Here is a 23339-nt window from a genome sequence, read left to right on the forward strand (position 1 = left end):
GGTGGAACTGGCGTGGGTCAGGAATAGCGCCACACCGATCTCGGCCCATCCGGCGTGATTGAATGCAACGAGAGTGTATGGTCCATGTTGCGCATCCGGTGGCGCAGCATCTGGCGCGTCAACCGCGCAAGGTCCGACGCGAATTCGGGCTTGTGCGCGACATTCTCGGCCTCGCCCTTGCCATGGTGATCGAACAGCAGGGGCGGCAGATCGGCGGCGAATTCCACCAATGTAAACCGCGCATCCCGCAGGATGCCCAGGCACGAGTCGCTGTGCCCTGTCCCCAGCCGCCTCTGCCAGACGGTCGGGTGTTCGGGGTCGGAAAAATCCAGCTCACTGAAAGAATGGCTGCGCCAGTCCGCCGGTGTCTGGCCGCGCAGAAGCGGCAGCAGGGAACGCCCGTCCATCGAATTCGGGATGGCCTGCCCCACCCAATCCAGAATGGTAGGCGCGATGTCGATGGATTCGGTCGGAACGTCGACGCGCAGCCCCGCATTCCTCGCGTTGCCCGGCGCGCGGATCACCAACGGCGTGTGATAGGCCGCGTCATAGACCGACATCTTGCCCCAGGCATGGTGGTCGCCCAGCATCTCGCCATGATCGGCGGTGATGACGATCAACGTGTCATCATATTGGCCGTTATCTTTCAAAAACCGCAGCACCCGACCGATGTGATAGTCGACCTCACTCGCCAGCCCCAGATAGACGGCGCGCAGTGTCTGGGTGTTCGGATCGGTCGGTGACACCTCGGCAAAGCCATGTACGCAGTCACCCGGCCCGCAGCTTTCCAGTGCCGGGCCAAAGAACGGATGAACGGCGGCTTCGGCATCGGGCGATTCAAGACGCGTCGGCAGGGGCAGCGACGCCGGATCATACATGCGGTTGTACGGCGCCGGCGCAACCAGCGGCGGGTGCGGGCGGATATAGGTCAAGTGCGCGAACCAGCCGGGCTTTCGATACGACGCGATCTCGTTCAAAAACGAGTCGGTCAGGAATGCCGTGTCACTGTCTTCGGCGCTGTAAGGGGCCGGATCATTCAACCGAGGCACGGACCCGTCCTGTGAAACCGGCTTGTAGAGGTCCCAATAGTTGTCGAACTCATATCCCTTGCGCAGCAGGTGCGATTGCCAGGGAAAAGATTCCTCGAGCCGCATTTCGACGACCTCGTGAAAGCCATTCATCGGGTTTTCGTAGGTCTTTACCGCCGGGTCGTTCGGGTGATGCACCCTGGGGTCGGCCGAGGTGTCGGTATAGCCGAACAGCTGCGGCAGGTATCCGGCCTTGCGCATTTCGGTGGCGATGTTTGGCGTATCATGCCGCAGCGGCGTGCCATTGCGCACCGATCGGTGGTTCATGGCATATTGTCCGGTCAGCAGCGACGCCCGCGACGGCCCGCACGGGTTGGTGACCGAGAAATGGCGGGTGAACGTGACGCCCTCGGCCATGAAGCCGCGCAGGTTCGGCAGATCGACATGGTCGGCCAGCGCCCCGGTCAGGCAGTCGGCACGCAACTGATCGATGATGATGAACAGGACATTTCCCCTTCGCCGCATTCCGAACCACCCTGTCTGGATCCCGTGTTCCGTCCGAAGGCGACTGTGTCTGCGATCCTTGGGCCGGGCAACCGATTCCGTCGGTCAGGCGAGATTTTACGACGGCGCGGCAGCCCCTGAAGGACACGCCCCACGCTCAGTTTCACCTCATGTGCAAGAAAGCCGTTGCAGCAGGGGGCCGTTTCCCATCTGATACCCACATGACACAGCCCTCGATTGCATTGGAGCAGGTCAACGACGACCTGCGGATCGCCGTTTCGGGTGAGATGGTGACCCAATCGCTGGAGTCGGTGGAAAAGGGATTTCGGTCTCTTCACCCCGACGCGAGAAGCATTATTTTCGATCTGTCCGGACTCAGGTCGCTGGACACCGGAGGCGCCTGGCTGATCTGCGATCTGGCGCGGCGCGCCTCGGCGGCGGGCGCAACCGTGACTTATGAAAACGTCTCGGCCACGCAATCGGCGCTGCTTGAGACCGTCGCGCATAACATCGCAACCGAGATACCGGCAGAGGCCCCGCCGCGCGGCTTCGTGCCCTGGCTGGAGTCGCTGGGCCGGAGGACGGTCGGGGCCGGGCGCGACACGGCGTCGATGCTGGGCTTTCTGGGCCTGACGCTGCATCGGCTGGCGCGCACGTTGGTCATGCCGTGGCGTCTGCGCCGGGCCGCGCTGGTGTCGCAGATGGAGGAAACCGGGCTCAAGGCGCTGCCCATCGTGGCGCTGATGGGGTTTCTGATCGGCGTGGTTCTGGCCTTTCAGGGGGCAACCCAGTTGAAACAGTTCGGCGCCGAGATCTTCGTGGTCGAGCTGATCTCGATCTCGGTTCTGCGCGAATTGGGCGTCCTGCTGACCGCGATCATCGTGGCGGGCCGGTCGGGCTCGGCCTTCACCGCCTCGATCGGCTCGATGAAGGTGCAGGAGGAGATCGACGCCATGCAGACGCTGGGCCTGGACCCGATCGAGGTTCTGGTTGTCCCGCGGGTGCTGGCGTTGCTGATCATGCTGCCGATCCTGGGCTTCGTCGCCGACATTGCCGGCCTGTTCGGCGGCGCCTTGATGAGCTGGATCGATCTGGGCGTCAGCCCCGGCATGTTCGTCACGCGCCTGAAGGAAAACACCGATGTCTGGCACCTGGCAGTCGGCCTGATCAAGGCTCCGTTCTTTGCCGTGGTCATCGCGGTGATCGCCTGTTGGCAGGCGATGCAGGTCAAGGGCTCTTCCCAGAGCGTGGGGCAGCGGACGACATCATCGGTGGTGCAGGCGATCTTCATGGTGATCGCCATCGATGCGCTGTTTTCCATCTTCTTCTCTGAGGTGGGCGTCTGACATGGATGGCGCAATCCAGCAGCAGGACACCAAGGCAGAGGCACAGCGCGAGGCGGTGATCCGGGTGCGTCACCTGCGCAACCAGTTCGGCCCGCAGGTGGTGCATGATGACCTGAACCTGGATGTCTGGCGCGGCGAGGTTCTGGGCATCGTCGGCGGGTCGGGCACCGGCAAATCGGTCCTGTTGCGCACCATCGTCGGGCTGAACAAGCCCGCCGCCGGCAGCATCGAGGTGCTAGGCGTTGACGTGCTGAACGGCCCCGAGGCGGACCGTCGCCGGATCGAGAAACGCTGGGGCGTGGCCTTTCAGGACGGCGCGCTGTTTTCATCGCTGACCGTGTTGCAGAACGTGATGGCGCCGCTGCGCGAACATACGGGCCTGAGCGAAAGCCTGATGCGCGCGCTCGGCAGCCTCAAGATCAGCCTTGTGGGCCTGCCACAGCTGAGTTGCGGCAAGTTTCCGTCCGAGCTGTCGGGCGGGATGCGCAAACGGGCGGCACTGGCGCGCGCGCTGGCGCTGGACCCCGAGATCGTGTTTCTGGACGAACCCACCGCCGGGTTGGACCCGATCGGGGCGGCGGCCTATGACGAACTGATCGGCGAATTGCAACAGGCCTTGGGGCTGACCGTTTTCATGGTCACCCATGACCTCGACAGTCTTTACGCCATCTGCGACCGCGTCGCGGTGCTTGCGGAAAAACGCGTTCTGGTCGAAGGTCCGATAGACGAGATGACCAAGGTCGATCATCCTTGGGTGCAGGAATACTTCACCGGCCCCCGGGCCCGCGCGGCGCAGCAGAAGGGGCACGACAGGTAGAGGCGATGGAAACCCGGGCGAACTACATCCTGATCGGCACTTTCACGCTTGTGGGTATCCTCAGCGCGTTCGGCTTTTTCCTGTGGCTGGCCAAGTTCGAGGTGACCCGGCAATACGCCTACTACGACGTGTTGTTCGACAATGTTTCGGGCCTGTCGGCGGCCGGGGGCGTCAACTACAACGGTCTGCCCGTGGGCCAGGTGATCTCGCTGGATCTGGACGATGACGACCCCTCGAAGGTGCGTGTGCGCCTTGAAATCGACGCCGATATTCCCGTCACCACGGATACCATCGCGCAATTGCAGTCGTTGGGGGTGACGGGCGTTAGCTATGTCGAACTGTCGGGGGGGTCGCCCGATGCAGAGCGCCTGCCGCAGTTCAGCGTCATCAAAAGCAAACGCAGCGCGATCCAGTCGCTGTTCGAAGGCGCGCCAAAGGTGCTGGACGAGGCGGTGACCCTGCTGGAAAACCTCAACGCCGTTGTCGATGACGACAACCGCAAGGCGGTGGCCGACATTCTGGACAACCTCGCCTCGGCCTCGGGGCGGCTGGACAAGACGCTGACCGATTTCGAAACCCTCTCGGGCGATCTGGGCGGAGCGGCAAAGGAGATTGGTGCCTTCACCCAGCGGCTGGACCAGCTGGCGGATACGGCCGAAACCACGCTGACCACCGGGACTGACACGCTCAACAGTGTCAAGACCGCCGCGGAATCCGCAAAAACCGCACTGGATGGTGTCAACAAGACGCTGGCCACGGCCGATCAGGTGCTGGAACAGGATATCCGGCCCTTCATCGCGCAGGGGTCTGAATTGGCGGACCGGCTGATCGGGCTGTCGGATGAGGCAGGGATGACCATGACAACCGTCAACAACACCTTCGCGAATGCCAACCAAACGCTCGACTCCGTCACCTCGGCGATGGAAACGGCCAAGGGCACGCTGACCTCGGCCGAACGCGCCTTCGACTCGGCCAATCGTGTCATGGACGAAGACGTGGCCGCCGTGGCCGCCGATATCCGCACCGCAGCCAACCAGGTGGCCGAGACCGTGTCGAACGTCACCGAGCGGATCGACGCGATTTCCGCCGATATCCTCAGCGCCTCGCAATCGGCGTCGGACCTGCTGGGCACGATCGACGGCATTGTGCAGCAGAACCGTCGCCAGGTGTCGGACTTTCTGCGGGTGGGCCTGCCCCAGTTCGTGCGCTTCGTCGAAGAATCCCAGCGCCTTGTCGTTGGCCTTGATCGGCTAGTGGACAAGCTGGAACGCGACCCGGCCCGGTTCCTGCTGGGCACACAGGCATCGGAGTTTCGCCAATGATCAGAGCAGCAATCGTCGCGTTGGGCCTGGCAGGGTTGACCGGCTGCACCGGGTTGGGAACGCTGAAGCAGGCCTCGAAACCCAACGATCTGTACCTGCTGACGCCCAAAAGCACGTTCTCCAGTTCGCTGCCACGTGTGGGTAAGCAGATCGTCGTGCAGGAGCCGACGGCCACAGCCGCGGTCAACACCGACCAGATCGCGGTGCAGCCGACACGCCTGCAGGTGCAATACCTGCCGCGCGCGCGCTGGGTGGACAGGGCACCGCTGATCGTGCAGGCCCTGCTGGTCGAGAGCTTTGAAAACAGCAACCGTGTTGCGGCCGTGGGCCGCTCGACCGTCGGTCTGCGGGCGGACTATGTGATCGTTCCAGACCTGCGCGAATTCCAAGGCATCGTCGTCGGAGACACCGAAGATTCCGCCTCGGTCAAAATCGAAGTTCGCCTCAACATCAAGATCATCGACGAGTTCGAAGACAAAATCATCGCCTCGAACTCGTTCCAGCGCGACGTGATTGCTGCCAGCGACCAGACACCCGACCTGGTCGCTGCCTTCGATCAGGCCCTCGGCAGCACGATGCGGAACGCTGTTGAATGGAGCATCCGCAAGATCCACACCCATGCCGCCAGCAACCCGCGGCCGTCGCTGAACTAGGCCCGGGTGTCAGAACTGCGCGGGTGAGGCACGGGCCCAATCATCGGCGAATTCGGCAGGAATGTCGGCACCCAACAAGGCGCCGTCTTCGAGAAAGGTATAAAGCTGGGCATAGGACCACTCGCGTTCGTCCGCCGTCCGGCGAAAGATGTCGGACGGGCGCAGATCCGACACCCGTTCCTTGCCCATGGCGCCCAGGATCTCACGGAAGCTTTCCAGCGTCGCATCGTGGAACCGGTGCACGCGCTTGCGCTTTTGCGGGACATTGACCGCGCGGCCGCGCACCGGGTCCTGCGTGGCCACCCCCGAGGGGCAGCGGTTGGTGTTGCAATGTAGCGCCTGGATGCAGCCCACCGCGAACATCATCGCCCGCGCCGCGTTGCACATGTCGGCCCCCAGGGCGCATTTCTCGATCATGTCATACCCGGTGGCCACCTTGCCCGAGGCTATCACCCGGATCTTGTCACGCAGCCCCACGCCACGCAGGCTGTTGTCGACGAAGATCAACGCCTCGTTCAGTGGGGTTCCCAGGCGATTTGTAAATTCCACTGGGGCAGCGCCGGTGCCGCCTTCGGCCCCGTCCACGGTGATAAAATCGGGCAGGATGCCGGTTTCCAGCATGGCCTTGCAGATCGAAAGGAATTCGGATCGCGCCCCGATGCACAGCTTGAAGCCGACGGGCTTGCCGCCGGACAGGTCACGGAGCTGTTGGACGAAATTCAGCAACCCGGTCGGGCCGTCGAAGGCCGAATGAACCGGCGGCGAGATCACGTCCTGGTGCACCGGCACGCCGCGGATCACGGCGATTTCGGCATCCACCTTGGCCGCAGGCAGCACGCCGCCATGCGAGGGCTTGGCCCCTTGCGACAGCTTGATCTCGATCGCCTTGACGACCTCCATCCGCGCCCGTTCGGCGAACTTGTCCTTGTCGAACCCGCCCTCAGGGGTGCGGCAGCCGAAATAGCCGGTGCCGATCTGCCAGATGATGTCACCGCCCTCGGCCAGGTGATGGGGCGACAGGCCGCCCTCGCCCGTGTTGTGGGCAAAACCGCCGTCGCGCGCGCCGCCGTTCAGCGCCCGGATCGCATTGGCGCTGAGCGCACCGAAGCTCATGGCCGAGACGTTCAGACGCGACGCCAGATAGGGTTTTTCACATTGAGGCCCGCCAAGCAGGAGGCGTTCCTCGCTTTCCGGCACCTCCTTGGGGACCAGCGAATGGTTGGCGCGGTGGTACCCGACCTTGAGGATGTCGTACTGCGTACCGAAGGCCTGCGTATCGACCTGCCCCTTGGCTCGGGAATAGACCAGAGACCGCACGATGCGGTTGAAGGGACGGCCGCTTTCGTTGGTTTCCACGAAATATTGCCGGATCTCGGGGCTGACGAATTCCAGCATATAGCGGAAGTGCCCCAGAACCGGATAGTTGTTCAGCACGTTGTGCCGCGTGGTTAGCAGGTCATAGAGACCAACCAGCGCATAAGGCACCAACAGGACCAGCAGCCAGAAAGCAGGCGGCCAGAACAGCCCCAGAATGACCGTCAGCGGCAACGCGACAAAGGTCACGGCAAAGTAGATCCTGCGTACGATCATCCTGCTCTCCCTCATGATCTTCGGCCGATCGTGGAAAGCTTGTCACGCGATTGCAAGCCTTTGTGCGGATAGCGCGGCCTGTCTTGCGCCATCGTGATCGCCCTTGAGCCTGATGGGCACGCCCTTTATCCATGCGCAGACACGCAGGAACAGGGACAGACGTCTTGGCCAGAGCGCAGGCTGCCATAGCGGGACGACCGCTGATGTATGCCGCCGTCTTCATCGGCGGCGCGGCGGGGTCGATCCTGCGCGAACTGTTTGCGCTGGAGATCCCCGGTGCGCCACTGCTGACGGCCACGTTCGGCATCAACGTGGCAGCCTGTTTCGTGCTGGGCTGGCTGTATGCGATCCGCACCCGTGTGCATGCCCATGTGCTGCATCTGGGCGCTGTGGGTTTCTGCGGCGGGCTGTCGACCTTTTCCTCGTTCGTCGCCGAGCTGGAGCGCTTCGCCGAAACCTCGGGCTGGGTGGTGCTGATACCGCTGGCGGCCGAGATCTCCGCCGGACTGGGCGCGGCGATTCTGGGCGAGGCCATCGGCCGTCGCAGGTCGGCCCGAGGGTTCGGCGGATGACCGATCTGCACTTGCACTTGATGTTCGGGCTGGGCGGCGGGCTGGGCGCCGTGCTGCGCCATTGGGTTACACGCGCGGTTACCCATGACCTGCCCGTGGCAACTCTGATGGTGAACGTGGGCGGCAGCCTGCTGTTGGGGCTTTGGATCGGGTATCTGGGCGGCACCGTCGATCTGGCCGAAGATCAAAGGCGCCTTGTCTTCGGCTTCTGCGGCGGTTTCACGACCTTTTCCAGCTTTGCCTGGCAGTCGCTGGAACTGCGGCGCGAGCGCACCATCGCGACCGCAGCCGCCAACATCCTGCTGAGCGTAGGCCTGTGCTGGCTGGCCCTGTGGCTGGGCCTGTGGGCAACGCGCTGAGCGCGCTCACATGACGGGCATGTGCATCCGCATCGCCAGATTGCCCAGAATCCAGACCGTTCCCCCGATTATGATCAGAAGAACCAGCGTCGAGAACAACACCAGATCGAGATCCTCGCGGCTGCTGCGGCGACGGTCGATATGCAGGAAATAGATCAGCTGCACGATCAGCTGCGCCAGCCCGAGCAGGCCGATCGTCAGATAGACGCCGGGGGTTTCGATGCCGAACCAATGCGCCGTGCCAAACATGCCCAGCGTCAACAAAAGCGAGCCACCATAGCCGATCACATAGCGCCGCCGCTCGCGCCGGTGCAGTTCGGAATGTCTATCCATAAGTCAGCCCTCCGAAATAGACGATGGTGATGATGCCGATCCAGATCAGGTCGAGAAAATGCCAAAACAGCGCCAGCCGGACCATGCGCGAGATCACCAGGTCGGTCATCCCCATGACCCGCAGTTGAATGCCCAGCACCACCAACCACACGCAGCCCGCGGCCACATGCAGACCGTGCAGAGGCACCAGCCCGTAGTAGGCGGACAGGAAACCGCTGCGCTGTGGGATGCCGCCCTTTTCCACCATCGACATGAAATCGCGGATCTCGAGAACCAGAAAACTCAGCCCCAGCAGTAGCGTGACCCCGAACCACAAAACGATCCGGCCGCGCGGCAGGTTGTATTTCAGCGCCAGCATGGCCAGTCCAACGGTCAGGCTGCTGGTCAGCAGGATCAGCGTCTGGGCAAAGATGCTGTACAGATCAAACATCGCGTGCGGGCCCGGACCACCGGCCTGTGCGTCTATCATGGTGATGTAGACGCCGAACATCAGCCCGAAATAGACCAGATCGCTCATCAGAAAGACCCAGAAACCGAAGGTCACAACCTCGGTCGCCTTGTGGGCCCCGGGCCTGCCTCGGCCCAGGTTCAGGCCCGGATAGCTGTGGGTTGGTGCAGGCCTCATGTCGTCGCCTCCAGATCCGGTCGGGCAAGCCCGGTGTTTTCTGGCGCGCCTTCATGATCCCTGTTTACAGGGGTCGCGTTGCGGACCAAGTCCAGCCAGGCCTCGTGCTGCCTGCGCACGTCTTCGGCCGCAACAACCTCTTCGGTATCGGTCTGAAAGGTCCAAAGGATGAACGACAGGATCATCATCACGGTCATCAGCGCCGCCAGCCACCAGATCCACCAAACCAGCGCAAACATCCACACGCCGCTGAGCACGCAGAGCACGAAACCGATGCTGGTGTTGCGCGGCATAGTGATGTCCTCGTATCGGTCGGGGTGCGGGTAGGCCTCGCCGCGTTCTTTCGCGGCGGCGAAATCGTCACGGTCCGTGACAAGCGGGATGATCGCGAAATTGTAACGCGGCGGCGGGGCCGCGATCGACCACTCCAGCGTGCGGGCGTCCCAGGGGTCGCCAACCGGAACGCGGCTCTGTTCGCGGTTGCGGATGCTGACCCACAGTTGCACGACGATCGACAACAGCGCGGCCAGAATGACCAGCGCTCCGATGACGGCCGCGATCATGTAAGGATGAAAGTTCGGGTCCTCCCAGCTGTAGGACCTGCGCGGCATACCCATCAGACCCACCACATACAGCGGCAGGAAGGTCAGCATAAAGCCCACCGTCCACAGGACGACTGAAATCCGCCCCCAGGCTTCATCCAGGCGGAAGCCGAAGGCTTTGGGGAACCAATAGTTGTAGCCCGCCAGCAAGCCGAACAGGACACCCGGCAGCAGCACGTTGTGAAAATGCGCGACCAGGAACAGCGTATTGTGCACCTGATAGTCGACGGTCGGATTGGCCAGGATCACCCCGCTGAGCCCCCCGATCACGAACAGCATCAGAAAGGCCAGCCCGTACAGCATCGGCACCGAGAACCGGATGCGGCCACGATAAAGTGTGGCCATCCAGTCATAGACCTTAACGCCGGTGGGAATTGCGATCAGCATCGTGGCAATGCCGAAGACCGCGTTGATCAGGGCGTTTTGGCCCATGGTGAAGAAATGGTGCAGCCAGACGGTGAACGACAGCACCGCGATCGACATGGTCGCGATCACCAGCGAAGTGTAGCCATAGAGCCGCTTGGCCGAGAAGGTCGCGAAGACTTCGGAAAAGATGCCATAGGCCGGCAGAACCAGCAGATAGACCTCGGGGTGGCCGAACAGCCAGAACAGGTTGGCATAGTTCATCATGTTGCCGCCCAGGTCATTGGTGAAGAAATGGAAATCAAGATACCGGTCAGCGGCCAGCAGCAGCGCCGCTACCCCCAAAGGCGGCATTGCGAACACGATCAGGATCGAGCTGCAGATGATCGTCCAACAATACATCGGCAGCCGCATGAATTTCATCCCGGGCGCGCGCAGCTTGTAGATCGTGACGGCAAAGTTGATCCCCGTCAGCGTGGTGCCGATACCCGACACCACGATCGCCCAGATCCAGTAATCCGGCCCCACACCCGGATTGAAGGCCGCTCCGGTATAGGGCGGATAGGCCGTCCAGCCGCCGGTGGAAAACTCGCCCACCACCAAGCTGACCATCAGCATCATCCCCGCCGAAACCGTCAGGCCGAGGCTGATCTGGTTCATCACCGGAAAGGCCACGTCGCGCGCGCCGATCATCAGCGGGACAAGGAAATTCGCCAGTCCGAACACGAAGGGCACCGCCACGAAGAAGATCATGATCGTGCCGTGGGTGCTGAACAGCTCGGCAAAGTGTTCGGCCTCGAGGAATCCCTCGCCCGGCCCGGCCGCCTGTTGGGCACGCATCACGACGCCTTCCAGAACGCCGCGCGCCAGCATGACGATGGCAAAGACGATATACATGATGCCGATTTTCTTGTGATCCGCGCTGGTCAGCCAGTCGCGCCACAGCGGCCCCCACAGGCGAAACCACGTGAGTAGCCCCAGAACCAAGACCACACCGACGATCACCACGCCCGCCGCCGCGTTGGCGACGATCTCGTTCGTGTTGGGATCTTGAATCAGCCCGGCGATGGGGAATGCTTCCCAGGTCAGACGACCGAAGAAACCGGACTCGGCAGCTGTCATGGCTTGCCCTCCTGCCCGTACTGGGCGGTTCCCGGTTGCTGATCCTCAGGCAATGGTTGCCCGTTGTGATACCGGTCCAGAACGCTGTGGAACAGATCGCCATCATCCAGACGAAAGTACAGCGCATTGTCCGGCATCTGCGCGGTGCCAAGCGCGGCCTGAACTTCGTCCCGGTCGGTCCGCATGGCCAACGTCCGATAGGTTGCCGGGTCCAGAACGATTCCGTTCTGCCCAACCCGGTCAACCCATGCGTCGAAGTCCGGGGGCGACATCGCGACCGTCTGGAACTTCTGCTTGGTAAATCCGCGCCCGTTGTACTGGGTGTTCTCGCCCTGCATTTGTCCGGGGGCATCAGCCACAAGATGCAATTGGGTCGTCATGCCCGGCATGGCATAGATCTGCCCCGCCAGGGCAGGAACCATGAAGGATTGCATCACTGTGTCCGTCGTCAGCGTCAAGGCGACCTGACGCTGCGTGGGAATCCCGAATTCACCCACCGTCGCGATGCCCAGATCGGGGTAGATGAACAGCCATTTCCAATCCAGCCCCACCACCTGCACGCGCAGGGCCGGTTCATCGCCGAACGCGGCCGCGTAGGGGTCCAGCCGGTGGGTCGCCTTCCACAGATAGAAGGACAGCAGCGCCACGATTACCACTGGCACGCCCCACATCGCGGTTTCGAGCAGGGGCGAAAACTCCCATTTGGGCCGATAGGTAGCCGGGCTTTGCGCGCGACGGCGATAGCGCAGAGCGATCAGGGGAACCAGAACCAGAACCGGAATGACCGCAACCAGGATAAGCGCGGTGGCGCGCAACAGATGAACCCTCTGGGCCTGGGCTATCGGGCCTTGCGGGTCCAGAAAGCTATTACTGGCCAACCCAGGATGGGCGGCGACCGCCCAGACCGTGATCGCGATCAGCGTCGCTCGTACTGCCGGGGTCGTCGGTTCTCTGGCCACGTCAGATTGCCTTTTGTTCCCGCTGGTTTCGGCAACTATCGGCAGAGTTGACCGACTTCACAAGAAATTTCAGGCAAACTATCGGTATGAGTTGACTTGGGTCGCGGGGTGGAGACACTCGGAACCTGCCATGCGTGTGCTGTTCGTCATCCTCGGCCTGATCTGGGCCACCGCCGTTCCGGCGCTGGACAGGGCCGCCGTGGAACAACAATTCCAGGCTTGGCTGAGCACCGAACTCTGGCCCTTGGCCCGGGGCGAGGGCGTGTCGCGCCGCACGTTCCAAAACAGTCTGAACGGCGTCAGGATCAACTGGGATCTGCCGGATCTGGTGCCGCCCGGAACCACACCAAAGACGCCCAAGACGCAGCGCCAGGCCGAATTCGGCGCACCGGCGCGTTATTTCAACGCCAACACGGTGCAAGGCACCGCCGCGGCCGGGCGCAGGATGGCCAAACGCCATGCAGCGACCCTGCGTCGGGTCGAGGCGGACACAGGCGTGCCCGCACGCATCATCCTTGCGATCTGGGGCCGCGAAAGCGGGTTCGGGCAGGTGCCCATCCGGCATGATGCCTTTCAGGTGCTGGCCACCAAGGCGTTCATGAGCACGCGCGCGGCGTATTTCACCGACGAGTTGATCGCCGCCCTGCAGATCGTCGAGGCCGGCCACGTAAGCGGCCGGGCGATGAAAAGCAGTTGGGCCGGCGCTCTGGGCCAGCCGCAATTCATGCCCAGCAGTTTTCTGACCTATGCCACCGACGGCAATGGCGATGGGCGCGCCGATATCTGGAGGTCGGCCGAAGACACGATCGCCTCGATCGCTGCCTACCTTGAACGACATGGCTGGGTGCCCGGCCGCGACTGGGGGTTCGAGGTGACGGTGGATGCGTCAGTGTCCTGTGCGCTGGAGGGCCCCGATCAGGGTCGCCCGATCCGCGACTGGGCCGCGATGGGCATCACCCGCGTCTCGGGCCGACCCTTTCCCCCGCACGAGCTGCTCGGCGAAGGATACCTGATGATGCCAGCGGGCCGCCACGGGCCGGCCTTCATCGTGACACCCAATTTCTACGTTCTGAAGGACTACAACACCAGCGACCTCTATGCCCTGTTTGTGGGCCATGTAGGCGACCGCATCCAGTATGGCGTGGGCGATTTCAAGGGGCGCTGGGGCAAGATTGACGGCCTGTACCGGTCGGACATCGCAGCCATGCAGAAAGCCCTGATCGCCATGGGGCATGACGTGGGCGGTGCCGATGGCCTGCCGGGATACAAGACGCGCCGGTCGATCGGCCGCTGGCAAGAGGCGACAGGCCAGCGCCCCACATGCTTTCCCGACGCGCGGATGAAATCGCGGTTGCGCCCCTGACCGCGGGCGATTCGCCGAATTCGGCGAAAACGGGCCGCGATACTCTGCCGAAACAGGCCGCTTCACAGGCGGAATTCCGAGCAGCCTGGGCACGAAAATATCCCAGCGACAAACGCCATCGTTACAAAATTTCGGCGACCTCGCGTCACGAAGTTTCTTTCTACCTTTAGGCGATCCGGGTTCATGGGAAGGCTTTAACCCTGCCCAAAATAGTGGCACGGTCTTGCACAGCGAGAGGAAGCTCTTGCATCCACTTCACCGACTGCAATCCACAAAGCTGCGACGCAGTGTTCCTTGCGAATTGGCACAATCCAAAATCGAAAAGAACCGGGTCCCAGCGGATGTCGGGCAACCAGGGCCGCCGGACGCCATCCCACGGGGATGCGCAGACCGCCGCCACAATAAATGGGAGAAGATCATGAACACCATCCTTCGAAACTCGGTGGCGGGCCTGCTGTGCTCGACCTTCATCACCGGTGCCGCGCTGGCCGCAGGCACCCATCCGGTCACCGGCGAGCCGCTGGCCGACGACCAGACCTTTGTCTACCGCGTGCTGGACGAGCACAGCTCGGTCGACCCGCAGGTGGTCGAGGACGTGTCGGGCGCCGAGATTGTCCGCGACCTGTTCGAAGGTCTGATGAACCAGGACGAGAACGGCAACCTGGTTCCGGGCGTGGCGACCGGCTATACCACCAACGAAACCAAGGACGTGTACACCTTCACCCTGCGCGACAACGCCAAGTGGTCGAATGGTGACCCGGTCACCGCGCATGATTTCGTATACGCTTGGAAGCGCGCCGTCGATCCGGCGCTGTCCTCGCCCTATGCGTGGTTCATGGAACTGATGTCGATCGAGAACGCCGCCGAAATCATCGCGGGCGACAAGCCGGTCGACGATCTGGGCGTCAAGGCGATCGACGACCACACGCTGGAAGTGAAGCTGAGCGCGCCGCTGCCCTATTTCCCGCAGATGACCACGCATTCGACCACCTTCCCGGCCCCGCGGAAGGTTATCGAGCAGTTCGGCGATGAATGGACCAAGCCTGGCAACATCGTGTCGAACGGCGCCTATGTCCTGACCGAGCACCTGCCCAACGAACGCTCGGTGCGCGAGCGCAACCCGATGTACTGGGACAACGACAACACCATTATCGACAAGGTCGTGGCGCTGGTCATCAACGATGAAAACGTGGCCCTGACCCGCTATCTGGCCGGCGAGCTGGACCGCACCGAGGTGCCCGCAGGCCAGTTCCCGCGCTTGAAGAAGGAATACCCGAACGAGGCGATCAGCTTCCCGCGCCTGTGCAACTACTACTACACGTTCAACCTGTCCGACGGCGGCCCCGAGGCCTTCAAGGACCCGAACGTGCGTCAGGCTCTGTCGCTGGCGGTTGACCGCAAGATCATCACCGAGAACATCCTGGCCGGAGGTCAGCCCGAAGCCTACACCTTCGTGCCCGAAGCCACCGCAGGGTTCACCCCACCGGTCGTCGAAATGGCGACGATGACGCAAGCCGAGCGCGACGAGCTGGCCAAGGAACTGCTGGCCGAGGCCGGGTACGGCCCCGACAACCCGCTGACCTTCTCGATGGTCTACAACACCTCCGAGGCGCACAAGAAGGTCGCCGTGGCCCTCAGCCAGATGTGGAAGCAGAAGCTGGGCGCGCAGGTCGAGCTGGCCAACATGGAATGGAAGATCTTCCTGGAAGAGCGCGGCAACCAGAACTTCGAGCTGGCCCGCGGCGCATGGTGCGGCGACTACAACGAAGCCTCGACCTTCCTGGACCTGCTGCAGTCTGATTCCGGCTATAACGACGGCAAGTACAGCAACCCGAAGGTGGACGAGCTGCTGGCCCAGGCCAAGACCTCGGATGATCCGGCCCCGCTGTACACCGAGGTCGAGCGGATCATCGCACAGGAAAACCCTGTGATCCCGATCTACCACTATGCCGGCGTCTACATGATGGACAGCGACGTGGGGAACTGGCCGGTGAACAACGTCGAGCAGAACTGGTACTCGAAGAACCTCTACAAGATCGCCGAGTAATCATCATCCTTTGATCGCGCCCTGCCCCGGACATGCTCTGGGGCAGGGCCAATAATTGGGGGCATGAAATGCTTGCCTATGTCATCCGGCGACTGCTGATCGCCGTTCCGACGATCCTGTTGCTGATCGTCGCCAGTTTCTTTCTGATGCACTTCGCGCCCGGCGGGCCCTTCACCTCTGAGCGGCCGTTGCCGCCGCAGGTTCTGGCCAATATCGAGGCGCGCTACGGGCTGGACCAGCCGCTGTGGAAACAGCTTTGGGACTATCTGTACAACATCGTGGTGCATTTCGATTTCGGCCCGTCCTTCAAGTTCAAGGACCGCGACGTGAACGACATCATCGCGCAGGGCTTTCCGATTTCGCTGACCTACGGGATGCTGTCCTTCATCGTGGCTACGCTGGTGGGCGTCGGGCTGGGCATTGCCGCCGCGATCCGCCACAACAGCTGGATCGACTATTTCGCCGTGGGTCTGGGCATCGCCGCCCAGGCGCTGCCGAACTTCATCATGGGCCCGATCCTGATCCTGACTTTCACCCTGTGGCTGGGCTGGCTGCCGGGCGGCGGCTGGAACGGGGGTCAGTGGCAATACCTGATCATGCCCGTGATCGCGCTTGCGACCTCGTACATGGGCTCGATCGCGCGGATCACCCGGTCGTCTATGCTCGAGGTTCTGAATTCGAACTTCATCCGCACCGCTCGGGCCAAGGGCCTACCGACCCGCACTGTGATCTGGCGCCACGCGCTGAAACCCACGCTGCTGCCGGTGGTGTCCTATCTGGGCCCGGTCTTCGTTTATGTACTGACCGGATCGGTGTTTGTGGACATCTACTTCTCGACCGGCGGGCTGGGGCAGGCCTATGTGGGTTCGGCCCTGTCACGCGACTATGCGGTGCTGCTGGGGGTCACGATACTTTATGGCGTGCTGACCGTTCTAGTGAACCTGCTGACCGACCTGGCCTATGCCTGGTTCGATCCGAAAATCCGGTACTGAGGGGCAATCCATGCTTGGAAAATCACAAAAAGCCGCTCGGCTGGCCGAGACCATCACCGATCACACCGCCATCCAGGGCCGGTCGCTGTGGCAGGACGCGCGGATGCGTTTTGTCCGCAACAAGGCCGCCATGGCCAGCGTGTTCATCCTGGGCCTGATCGTTCTGTTCACGATCATCGGGCCTTACTTCGCCGTCTGGAACAACGAGGAAATCGACTGGGCCGTCATGGGCGACGTGGCCGGCATGGGGATGCCGTCCATCGAAACCGGTCACTATTTCGGCGTCGACGATCTGGGGCGCGACCTGTACAGCCGGGTCATCCAGGCCACCACCACCTCGTTGCTGGTGGGCCTGGTCGGGGCGGCCACCGCGCTGATCGTCGGCACCTGCTACGGCATCGCCGCCGGTTACATCGGCGGGCGCGTCGACAGCGTGATGATGCGCTTTGTCGACATCCTGCTGGCCATTCCGGCCACGCTGGTCATCATCCTGCTGCTGGTCGTGGCGGGGCGGTCGTTCTTCATGCTGTTCATCGCACTGGGTGCGGTGGGCTGGCTGACCATGGCACGGATCGTGCGCGGCCAGACCCTGACCCTGAAGAACCGTGAGTTCATCGAAGCCGCCCGCGCTGCCGGTGTCAGCGAGTTCACCATCATGTACCGCCACATCCTGCCCAACCTGCTGGGCGTGGTGATCGTCTATGCCTCGCTGCTGGTGCCCGAGATGATCCTGACGGAAAGCTTCATCTCGTTCCTGGGGCTGGGGATTTCCGAGCCCTATACCTCGTTGGGTCGTCTGATCGCCGAGGGCGCCGGAACCATGGGTTACGGCACGTTGTGGCAACTGATGTACCCCCTGGCATTTTACGTCACCATCATCATCACGATGTTCTTCATCGGCGATGGCCTGCGTGACGCACTGGATCCGAAGGACCGCTGACATGAGCCTGCTTTCCGTAAAGAACCTGAGCGTTCAGTTCGACACGCCCGATGGGGTGGTCGAGGCCGTCAAGAACATCAGCTTTGACATCGCCCCGGGCGAATGCCTGGGCATCGTCGGCGAAAGCGGGTCGGGCAAAAGCCAGACCTTCATGGCCGCGATGGGCCTGCTGCCGCCGGCGGGCCGGGCCACCGGGTCGGTGCTGCTGAACGGGCAGGAAATTCTGAACCTGCCCGTGAACAAGCTGAACCAGATCCGCGGTGCCGATGTGGGCATGATATTTCAGGACCCGCTGACCGCGCTGACCCCGCATCTGCGGATCGGCCAGCAGATGCGCGAAGTGCTGAGCGTACACGAAGGCCTGCAGGGTTCGGCCGCGCGGCAACGGTGCCTGGAATGGCTGGACCGCGTCCGCATCCCCGAGGCCGCGCGCCGTCTGGACCAGTTCCCGCACGAGCTGTCGGGCGGGATGCGCCAGCGGGTGATGATCGCCATGTCGATGCTGTGCAATCCCAAACTGCTGATCGCAGACGAACCGACCACCGCGCTGGACGTGACCGTTCAGGCCGACATCCTGGATCTGATGGTGCGTCTGCAAAAGGACGAAGGCACGGCCATCGCCCTGATCACCCATGACATGGGCGTCGTGGCCCGCATGTGCGACCGGGTGCAGGTCATGCGCCTGGGTGAGTTTGTCGAGGCCGGTGACACGCGCGAGATCTTTCACGCGCCCAAGCACGACTATACTCGCACCCTGATCGAGGCCATGCCCCGCATCGACGCGGGCGATGCGCCCAAGGCGGTGGAGACCGACGAGGCCCCGCTGCTGAGGGTCGATGACGTCAAGGTGCATTTCCCGATCCACGTTCCGGGCGGCATTTTTGGCCACAAGGTGCCGTTGAAGGCGGTGAATGGGGTCAGCTTTGACATCCGCAAGGGTGAAACCCTGGGCGTGGTCGGTGAATCGGGCTGCGGCAAGTCTACCCTCGCCCGTGCCGTGCTGCAGCTTATCGAGCCGAGCGCCGGCAATGTCAGCTGGCTGGGCCATCCGATCGTCGGGCTGAAACGGGCCGAGCTGAACAAGTACCGCAAGGACCTGCAGATCGTGTTCCAGGACCCGCTGGCCAGCCTGGACCCGCGGATGACGATTTCTGCCTCGATCGCGGAACCGCTGAAAACCTATCGCCCCGACCTGACCGAGCGCGAGCGCAAGCAGATGGTCGCCGAGATGATGGAACGGGTCGGCCTGAACGCCAACATGATCAACCGCTACCCGCACGAGTTGTCGGGCGGGCAGAACCAACGCGTGGGCATCGCCCGGGCGATGATCAACAAACCCAAGCTGATCATCTGCGACGAGGCGGTCTCGGCGCTGGACGTGTCGATCCAGGCGCAAATCGTGCAGCTGCTGAAGGAACTGCAGCAGGAGTTCGGTCTGTCGATGATCTTCATCAGCCACGACCTGTCGGTGGTGCGCGCGGTGTCGAACCGCATCATGGTTCTGTATCTCGGCCGCATCGTCGAACTGGGCGATGGCGAGGTGATCTGCTCGAACCCGGTTCATCCCTATACGCAATCGCTGATCTCGGCGGTTCCGATCCCGGACCCGGATGTCGAGCGCAGCCGCCAGCGGTTGAAACTGCCGGGCGAGTTGCCCTCGCCGATGGATCCCAAGGCGGCGCTGCGGTTCCTGCCCAGCCGTCTGGCGGCGGGTCAGACCGACTATGTTCCCAAGCTTACCGAGGTTGCCCCCGGGCATCTGGTGGCCGAGCACGACCCGCTGGATGCCATTCTGGGCCAGACCTGATCGCCGCCCCCCAAAGCCGGAACTTCGGCTTTGGGGGTTCGTCCGCTTGCCTGGTTCCCGGGCCCATAGCGTTTCACGGGTCGATCACACCTATAAGGATGCTTTTGACACAGTTAATTTCAGATGGCACGGTTCGGAAAGTTTCCGCCGGGTCGCCCAAGAGTCATTGAATGCGCTGGCCTCCCGGCCTAAGAGGGATCCCCGGCGGCAGTTTGTTCGCCCGCAGCGTATTTGATTTGTGAGGTATCATGTCACGAAAGGTCACCAAGGCGATTTTTCCGGTCGCGGGATTGGGGACCCGGTTTCTTCCCGCTACGAAATCGGTTCCGAAAGAGATCATGACACTGGTTGACCGGCCATTAATACAATACGCCATCGACGAAGCCCGCGCGGCCGGGATCACGGAATTCATCTTCGTGACATCGCGCGGCAAGTCGGCGCTGGAAGACTATTTCGACCACAACCCCGTTCTCGAGGAAGAGTTGCGGGCCAAGGGCAAAGACAAGCTGCTGAAAACGCTGGATGCGACCAACATGGAAAGCGGTGCGATCGCCTATATCCGCCAATACAAGGCCCTGGGCCTGGGCCACGCGGTCTGGTGCGCGCGACGTTTGATCGGCGACGAACCTTTTGCCGTGATGCTGCCCGACGACGTCATCGCCGCCGAAAAGCCCTGTCTGCAACAAATGGTCGAAGCCTATGAAGAAACCGGCGGCAACATGGTCGCCACGATGGAGGTGGCGCCAGAGCGCACCAGCGCCTACGGCATTCTGGACGTGGCCGAAAACGCCGGCACGGTGGTCCGCGTGCGCGGAATGGTCGAGAAGCCCAAACCCGAAGAGGCGCCCTCGAACCTGGCGGTGATCGGACGCTACATCATGGGTCCTTCGGTGCTGTACAACCTCAACCACATGAAGAAAGGCAGCGGCGGTGAGATCCAGCTGACCGATGCCATCGCCGAGGACATCGGCAACGGCGTGCCGGTCTTCGGCTATCGGTTCAAGGGCCAGCGGTTCGATTGCGGCTCGAAGGCGGGGTTTCTGCAGGCGACGGTGTCCTTCGCGCTGGCCCGCGACGACCTGCGCGACGACTTGGCCCGATACCTGAACGATATCGTCGCCACAGGCAAAGCCGCGCAGTGATGCACCGCGCCATACCTAGCCGTCAAACGGTGTAACCACCCAAATCACATCAAAAAAAGAGTGTTTTTAAACATGAGCAACGTCCATCCCGTCATCTTGTGTGGAGGCTCCGGAACCCGGCTGTGGCCGTTGTCCCGCAAGAGCTATCCCAAGCAATTCGTGCCGCTGCTCGGTGAAACCAGCCTGTTGCAGGATTGCGCCGATCGGATGCGGGGTCCGGCCGAGGCACCTTTTTCCAAACCCCTGATTCTGACCAATGAGGCCTTCCGTTTTGTCGTCACCGAGCAGTTGGCCGCTGTCGGAATCGACCCCGGCCCGGTGCTGATCGAGCCCGAAGGACGCAACACGGCACCGGCTATTCTGGCGGCGGCCCTGTACCTGCAACAGCAGAACCCGGACGCGCTTATGCTGGTGGCTCCGTCGGATCATGTCGTCCCGGACAAGGCCGCCTTCTTCGCCGCCGTCGAAAAGGGCGTGCAGGCGGTCGCACAAGACCGGCATCTGGTTACGTTCGGCATCACGCCGGACCGGCCCGAGACCGGCTATGGCTATCTGAAGCTCGCCACGACGCCGGACGCTTCGGGCAATGCCGTCCCGCTGGACCATTTCGTTGAAAAACCCGATCTCGAACGCGCCCGCCAAATGGTCGCCGACGGGAATTATCTGTGGAATTCCGGGATCTTCCTGTTCGCCGTCGGCGACATCATTTCCGCCTTCGAAGCCCATGCACCCGATCTGATCGACCCGGTTCGAGTCGCCGTTGAAAAGGCCAAGGCCGATCTGGGTTTCCTTCGGTTGGACCGCGACGCATGGGAGCCGATCGAAGACATCTCGATCGACTATGCCGTTATGGAACGGGCCGACAACCTGAGCGTTGTGCCCTTCGCAGGCGGCTGGTCGGATGTGGGCAGCTGGTCTGCCGTGCAGGAACTGAGCAACCCGTCCGAGGATGGCGTGGCAACCGCCGGCGAGGTGACGGCGATCGACTGTCGCAACGTTCTGATCCGGTCGGAATCGCCGGCCCAGGAAGTCGTGGCGATGGGACTTGAGAATATGATCGCCGTGGCCATGCCCGATGCGGTTCTGGTAGCCAGCATGGACAAAGCACAGGACGTCAAGACAGCAGTCGCGGCCCTCAAGGCAAAGGGCTCCAAACAGGCTGAACAGCTGCCGGTGGACCATCGCCCGTGGGGCTGGTTCGAAAGCCTGGTCGTGGGCGACCGGTTCCAGGTCAAGCGGATCCATGTGCACCCCGGCGCCGCGCTGAGCCTGCAGTCGCACCACCATCGGGCCGAACATTGGATCGTCGTCGAAGGCACCGCAAAGGTTACGATCGACGACACGGTGCAGTTGGTCAGCGAAAACGAGTCGGTCTATATCCCGCTGGGCGCCGTGCACCGGATGGAAAACCCCGGCAAGGTGCCGATGGTTCTGATCGAAGTTCAGACCGGAAGCTATCTGGGCGAGGATGACATCATCCGGTACGAGGATGTCTATGCCCGCAGCTGAGCATCCCGGCGGATGACCCCAGGGGCGGCCCCATGGCGGCCCCTTTTTTTGTGCGGCCAACAGAATCACCTTGATGCGTCGCCGCCCTTAGATGGCAACAAACCACACCATCGCCCCGATTTGTTTCGCCATTGGAAATCACCACTTTCGAATTCGTTTCCGTACCGTTCGCACGGGAAAGCGCGCATTGACCACAGGCAGGGCAGAGTGACGCGCAAAGCACTCACTGACCCGACAGCCCAAGGAGGATGCCCGCCGTGTCACAAACCACTCCCCGCCTGAACCTGCCCTTTCTGCAACCGTCTCAGGCGCAAAAACATGTCACCCACAACGAGGCCCTGCGTGAGCTGGATCTGGTCGTGCAGCTCAGCGCGATTGCGCTGAACGAAAACACCCCGCCTGCGGTACCCGCGCAGGGGGCGGTCTATGGATTGGGATCCGCGCCCACCGGCGCCTGGGCCGGGCACGCGGGCAAGCTGGCGGCCTGGCTGGACAATGGCTGGTATTTCGTGACCCCCAGAACCGGTTGGCGGATCTGGGATGAAACCGCCGGGCGGTTGAAGTCGTGGGACGGGAACGGCTGGATCGATCCGCCGGTCGAAACGTCCAACCTTGCGGGCATCGGTATCGCAACCGGCTATGACGGCACGAACCGTCTGTCGGTCCGCAGCCCGGCCACGCTGCTGACCCATGACGGGGCCGGGCATCAACTGAAGATCAACAAGGCCGCTGCATCCGACACTGCATCCCTGCTGTTTCAGTCCAACTGGACCGGCCACGCCGAGATGGGTCTGGCGGGAAACACCGACTTCTCGATCAAGGTGTCGCCGGATGGCGGCAGCTGGACCGAGGCCCTTCGTTTGGACGCGGCCACGGGCACTGTGGCCGGGGCCGCAGTTCAGGCCAGCGCGACTGACGTGACCCCCGGCCGACTGATGCGGGCGGATTTTGGCTATGGGCCGGGCAACCTGCTGGGCGCAGTCAGCCAGTCCGGCGGCACACCGACCGGAGCGGTGATCGAACGCGGCGCCTCGGCTGACGGCGAATATGTCCGCTTTGCCGACGGCACCCAGATCTGCACAACAAGCCCTGCTGGGGTCGGCTGTATCGCCAATGCCGGCGCCCTATTTGCAAGCGCCACCCAAACCTGGACCTACCCGGTGCCCTTTGTCAGCGGCAGCACGCCTGCCGTCTCGGGCAGTGGCGGGGCCACGGGCCGGTTCCTCAGCCTTGGAGCCGCAACCGACAGTCAGGCCGACTGGCAGGTCTTGTCGACAATCTCGGACACAACGGAAATCGCGCCTGCACTGGTCGCAATCGGTCGGTGGATCTGACCTGCTCAGC

The 23339-nt window shown here is 62.7% G+C and carries 20 protein-coding genes; 14 read left to right on the plus strand and 6 right to left on the minus strand.

Going from position 1 to position 23339, the window contains the following annotated elements:
* Positions 1-17: 17 nt before the first annotated feature.
* Complete coding sequence (locus AC2FMN_RS00400) at positions 18-1553, minus strand: sulfatase-like hydrolase/transferase (protein ID WP_496685260.1); 1536 nt, start codon at positions 1551-1553, stop codon at positions 18-20.
* A 200-nt stretch (positions 1554-1753) separates the two neighbouring features.
* On the opposite strand from AC2FMN_RS00400, the gene AC2FMN_RS00405 reads away from it, so the two are divergent.
* From AC2FMN_RS00405 to AC2FMN_RS00420, 4 genes are read left to right on the plus strand one after another with little or no spacing between them, the layout of a single operon-like run.
* The gene (locus AC2FMN_RS00405) at positions 1754-2878 is read left to right on the plus strand and encodes an ABC transporter permease (protein ID WP_496685263.1); all 1125 of its coding nucleotides are present in this window, start codon (positions 1754-1756) and stop codon (positions 2876-2878) included.
* Between the two features lies 1 nt (position 2879).
* The gene (locus AC2FMN_RS00410) at positions 2880-3695 is read left to right on the plus strand and encodes an ABC transporter ATP-binding protein (RefSeq protein WP_496681497.1); all 816 of its coding nucleotides are present in this window, start codon (positions 2880-2882) and stop codon (positions 3693-3695) included.
* A 5-nt stretch (positions 3696-3700) separates the two neighbouring features.
* On the plus strand, positions 3701-5017 hold the full coding sequence (locus AC2FMN_RS00415; protein WP_496685266.1) for an MlaD family protein: 1317 nt from the start codon (positions 3701-3703) through the stop codon (positions 5015-5017).
* Positions 5014-5670, plus strand: coding sequence for an ABC-type transport auxiliary lipoprotein family protein (locus tag AC2FMN_RS00420; RefSeq protein ID WP_496685268.1), 657 nt, complete (start codon positions 5014-5016; stop codon positions 5668-5670). The genes AC2FMN_RS00415 and AC2FMN_RS00420 overlap by 4 nt, the downstream gene beginning before the upstream one ends.
* A 9-nt stretch (positions 5671-5679) precedes the next feature.
* Here the strand turns inward: AC2FMN_RS00420 and AC2FMN_RS00425 are convergent, their stop codons facing one another.
* On the minus strand, positions 5680-7260 hold the full coding sequence (locus AC2FMN_RS00425; protein ID WP_496685270.1) for an FMN-binding glutamate synthase family protein: 1581 nt from the start codon (positions 7258-7260) through the stop codon (positions 5680-5682).
* Positions 7261-7463: 203 nt separating this feature from the next.
* On the opposite strand from AC2FMN_RS00425, the gene AC2FMN_RS00430 reads away from it, so the two are divergent.
* Positions 7464-7832, plus strand: coding sequence for a fluoride efflux transporter FluC (locus tag AC2FMN_RS00430; protein WP_496685272.1), 369 nt, complete (start codon positions 7464-7466; stop codon positions 7830-7832).
* Positions 7829-8191: a fluoride efflux transporter FluC gene (locus AC2FMN_RS00435; RefSeq protein WP_496685274.1), complete on the plus strand. Its 363-nt coding sequence runs from the start codon at positions 7829-7831 to the stop codon at positions 8189-8191. The genes AC2FMN_RS00430 and AC2FMN_RS00435 overlap by 4 nt, the downstream gene beginning before the upstream one ends.
* Before the next feature lie 6 nt (positions 8192-8197).
* Here the strand turns inward: AC2FMN_RS00435 and AC2FMN_RS00440 are convergent, their stop codons facing one another.
* The 4 genes from AC2FMN_RS00440 to AC2FMN_RS00455 are packed head-to-tail and all read right to left on the minus strand — an operon-like array spanning position 8198 to position 12195.
* Positions 8198-8524 carry a cytochrome o ubiquinol oxidase subunit IV gene (locus AC2FMN_RS00440; protein WP_496685276.1) on the minus strand — a complete coding sequence of 109 codons (327 nt, stop codon included), beginning with the start codon at positions 8522-8524 and terminating at the stop codon, positions 8198-8200.
* A complete protein-coding gene (locus tag AC2FMN_RS00445; RefSeq protein WP_496685277.1) occupies positions 8517-9149 on the minus strand; it encodes a cytochrome c oxidase subunit 3 in 633 nt (210 codons plus the stop codon). The genes AC2FMN_RS00440 and AC2FMN_RS00445 overlap by 8 nt, the downstream gene beginning before the upstream one ends.
* Positions 9146-11236, minus strand: a complete 2091-nt coding sequence (locus tag AC2FMN_RS00450; protein WP_496685280.1) for a cbb3-type cytochrome c oxidase subunit I — start codon at positions 11234-11236, stop codon at positions 9146-9148. Before AC2FMN_RS00450 ends, AC2FMN_RS00445 begins: the two co-directional genes overlap by 4 nt.
* Positions 11233-12195: a cytochrome ubiquinol oxidase subunit II gene (locus AC2FMN_RS00455; protein ID WP_496685283.1), complete on the minus strand. Its 963-nt coding sequence runs from the start codon at positions 12193-12195 to the stop codon at positions 11233-11235. The genes AC2FMN_RS00450 and AC2FMN_RS00455 overlap by 4 nt, the downstream gene beginning before the upstream one ends.
* 130 nt (positions 12196-12325) lie before the next feature.
* On the opposite strand from AC2FMN_RS00455, the gene AC2FMN_RS00460 reads away from it, so the two are divergent.
* From AC2FMN_RS00460 to AC2FMN_RS00495, 8 genes are all read left to right on the plus strand, one after another.
* On the plus strand, positions 12326-13558 hold the full coding sequence (locus AC2FMN_RS00460; protein WP_496681522.1) for a lytic murein transglycosylase: 1233 nt from the start codon (positions 12326-12328) through the stop codon (positions 13556-13558).
* A 418-nt stretch (positions 13559-13976) separates the two neighbouring features.
* Positions 13977-15605 carry a peptide ABC transporter substrate-binding protein gene (locus AC2FMN_RS00465; protein ID WP_496685285.1) on the plus strand — a complete coding sequence of 543 codons (1629 nt, stop codon included), beginning with the start codon at positions 13977-13979 and terminating at the stop codon, positions 15603-15605.
* Positions 15606-15673: 68 nt separating this feature from the next.
* Positions 15674-16597 carry an oligopeptide ABC transporter permease OppB gene (gene oppB, locus AC2FMN_RS00470; RefSeq protein WP_170367374.1) on the plus strand — a complete coding sequence of 308 codons (924 nt, stop codon included), beginning with the start codon at positions 15674-15676 and terminating at the stop codon, positions 16595-16597.
* Between the two features lie 10 nt (positions 16598-16607).
* Entirely contained in the window at positions 16608-17537 is a 930-nt protein-coding gene (locus AC2FMN_RS00475) for an ABC transporter permease subunit (RefSeq protein ID WP_496681526.1), read from the plus strand.
* 1 nt (position 17538) lies between these two features.
* The gene (locus AC2FMN_RS00480) at positions 17539-19344 is read left to right on the plus strand and encodes an ABC transporter ATP-binding protein (RefSeq protein WP_496685288.1); all 1806 of its coding nucleotides are present in this window, start codon (positions 17539-17541) and stop codon (positions 19342-19344) included.
* Positions 19345-19592: 248 nt separating this feature from the next.
* Positions 19593-20486, plus strand: a complete 894-nt coding sequence (galU, locus tag AC2FMN_RS00485) for a UTP--glucose-1-phosphate uridylyltransferase GalU (protein WP_496681531.1) — start codon at positions 19593-19595, stop codon at positions 20484-20486.
* Between the two features lie 72 nt (positions 20487-20558).
* The gene (locus AC2FMN_RS00490) at positions 20559-21995 is read left to right on the plus strand and encodes a mannose-1-phosphate guanylyltransferase/mannose-6-phosphate isomerase (protein ID WP_496685291.1); all 1437 of its coding nucleotides are present in this window, start codon (positions 20559-20561) and stop codon (positions 21993-21995) included.
* Between the two features lie 248 nt (positions 21996-22243).
* The gene (locus tag AC2FMN_RS00495) at positions 22244-23329 is read left to right on the plus strand and encodes a DUF2793 domain-containing protein (protein WP_496685294.1); all 1086 of its coding nucleotides are present in this window, start codon (positions 22244-22246) and stop codon (positions 23327-23329) included.
* Positions 23330-23339: the final 10 nt, after the last annotated feature.

Source organism: Ruegeria sp. BHSC037 (assembly GCF_059613045.1).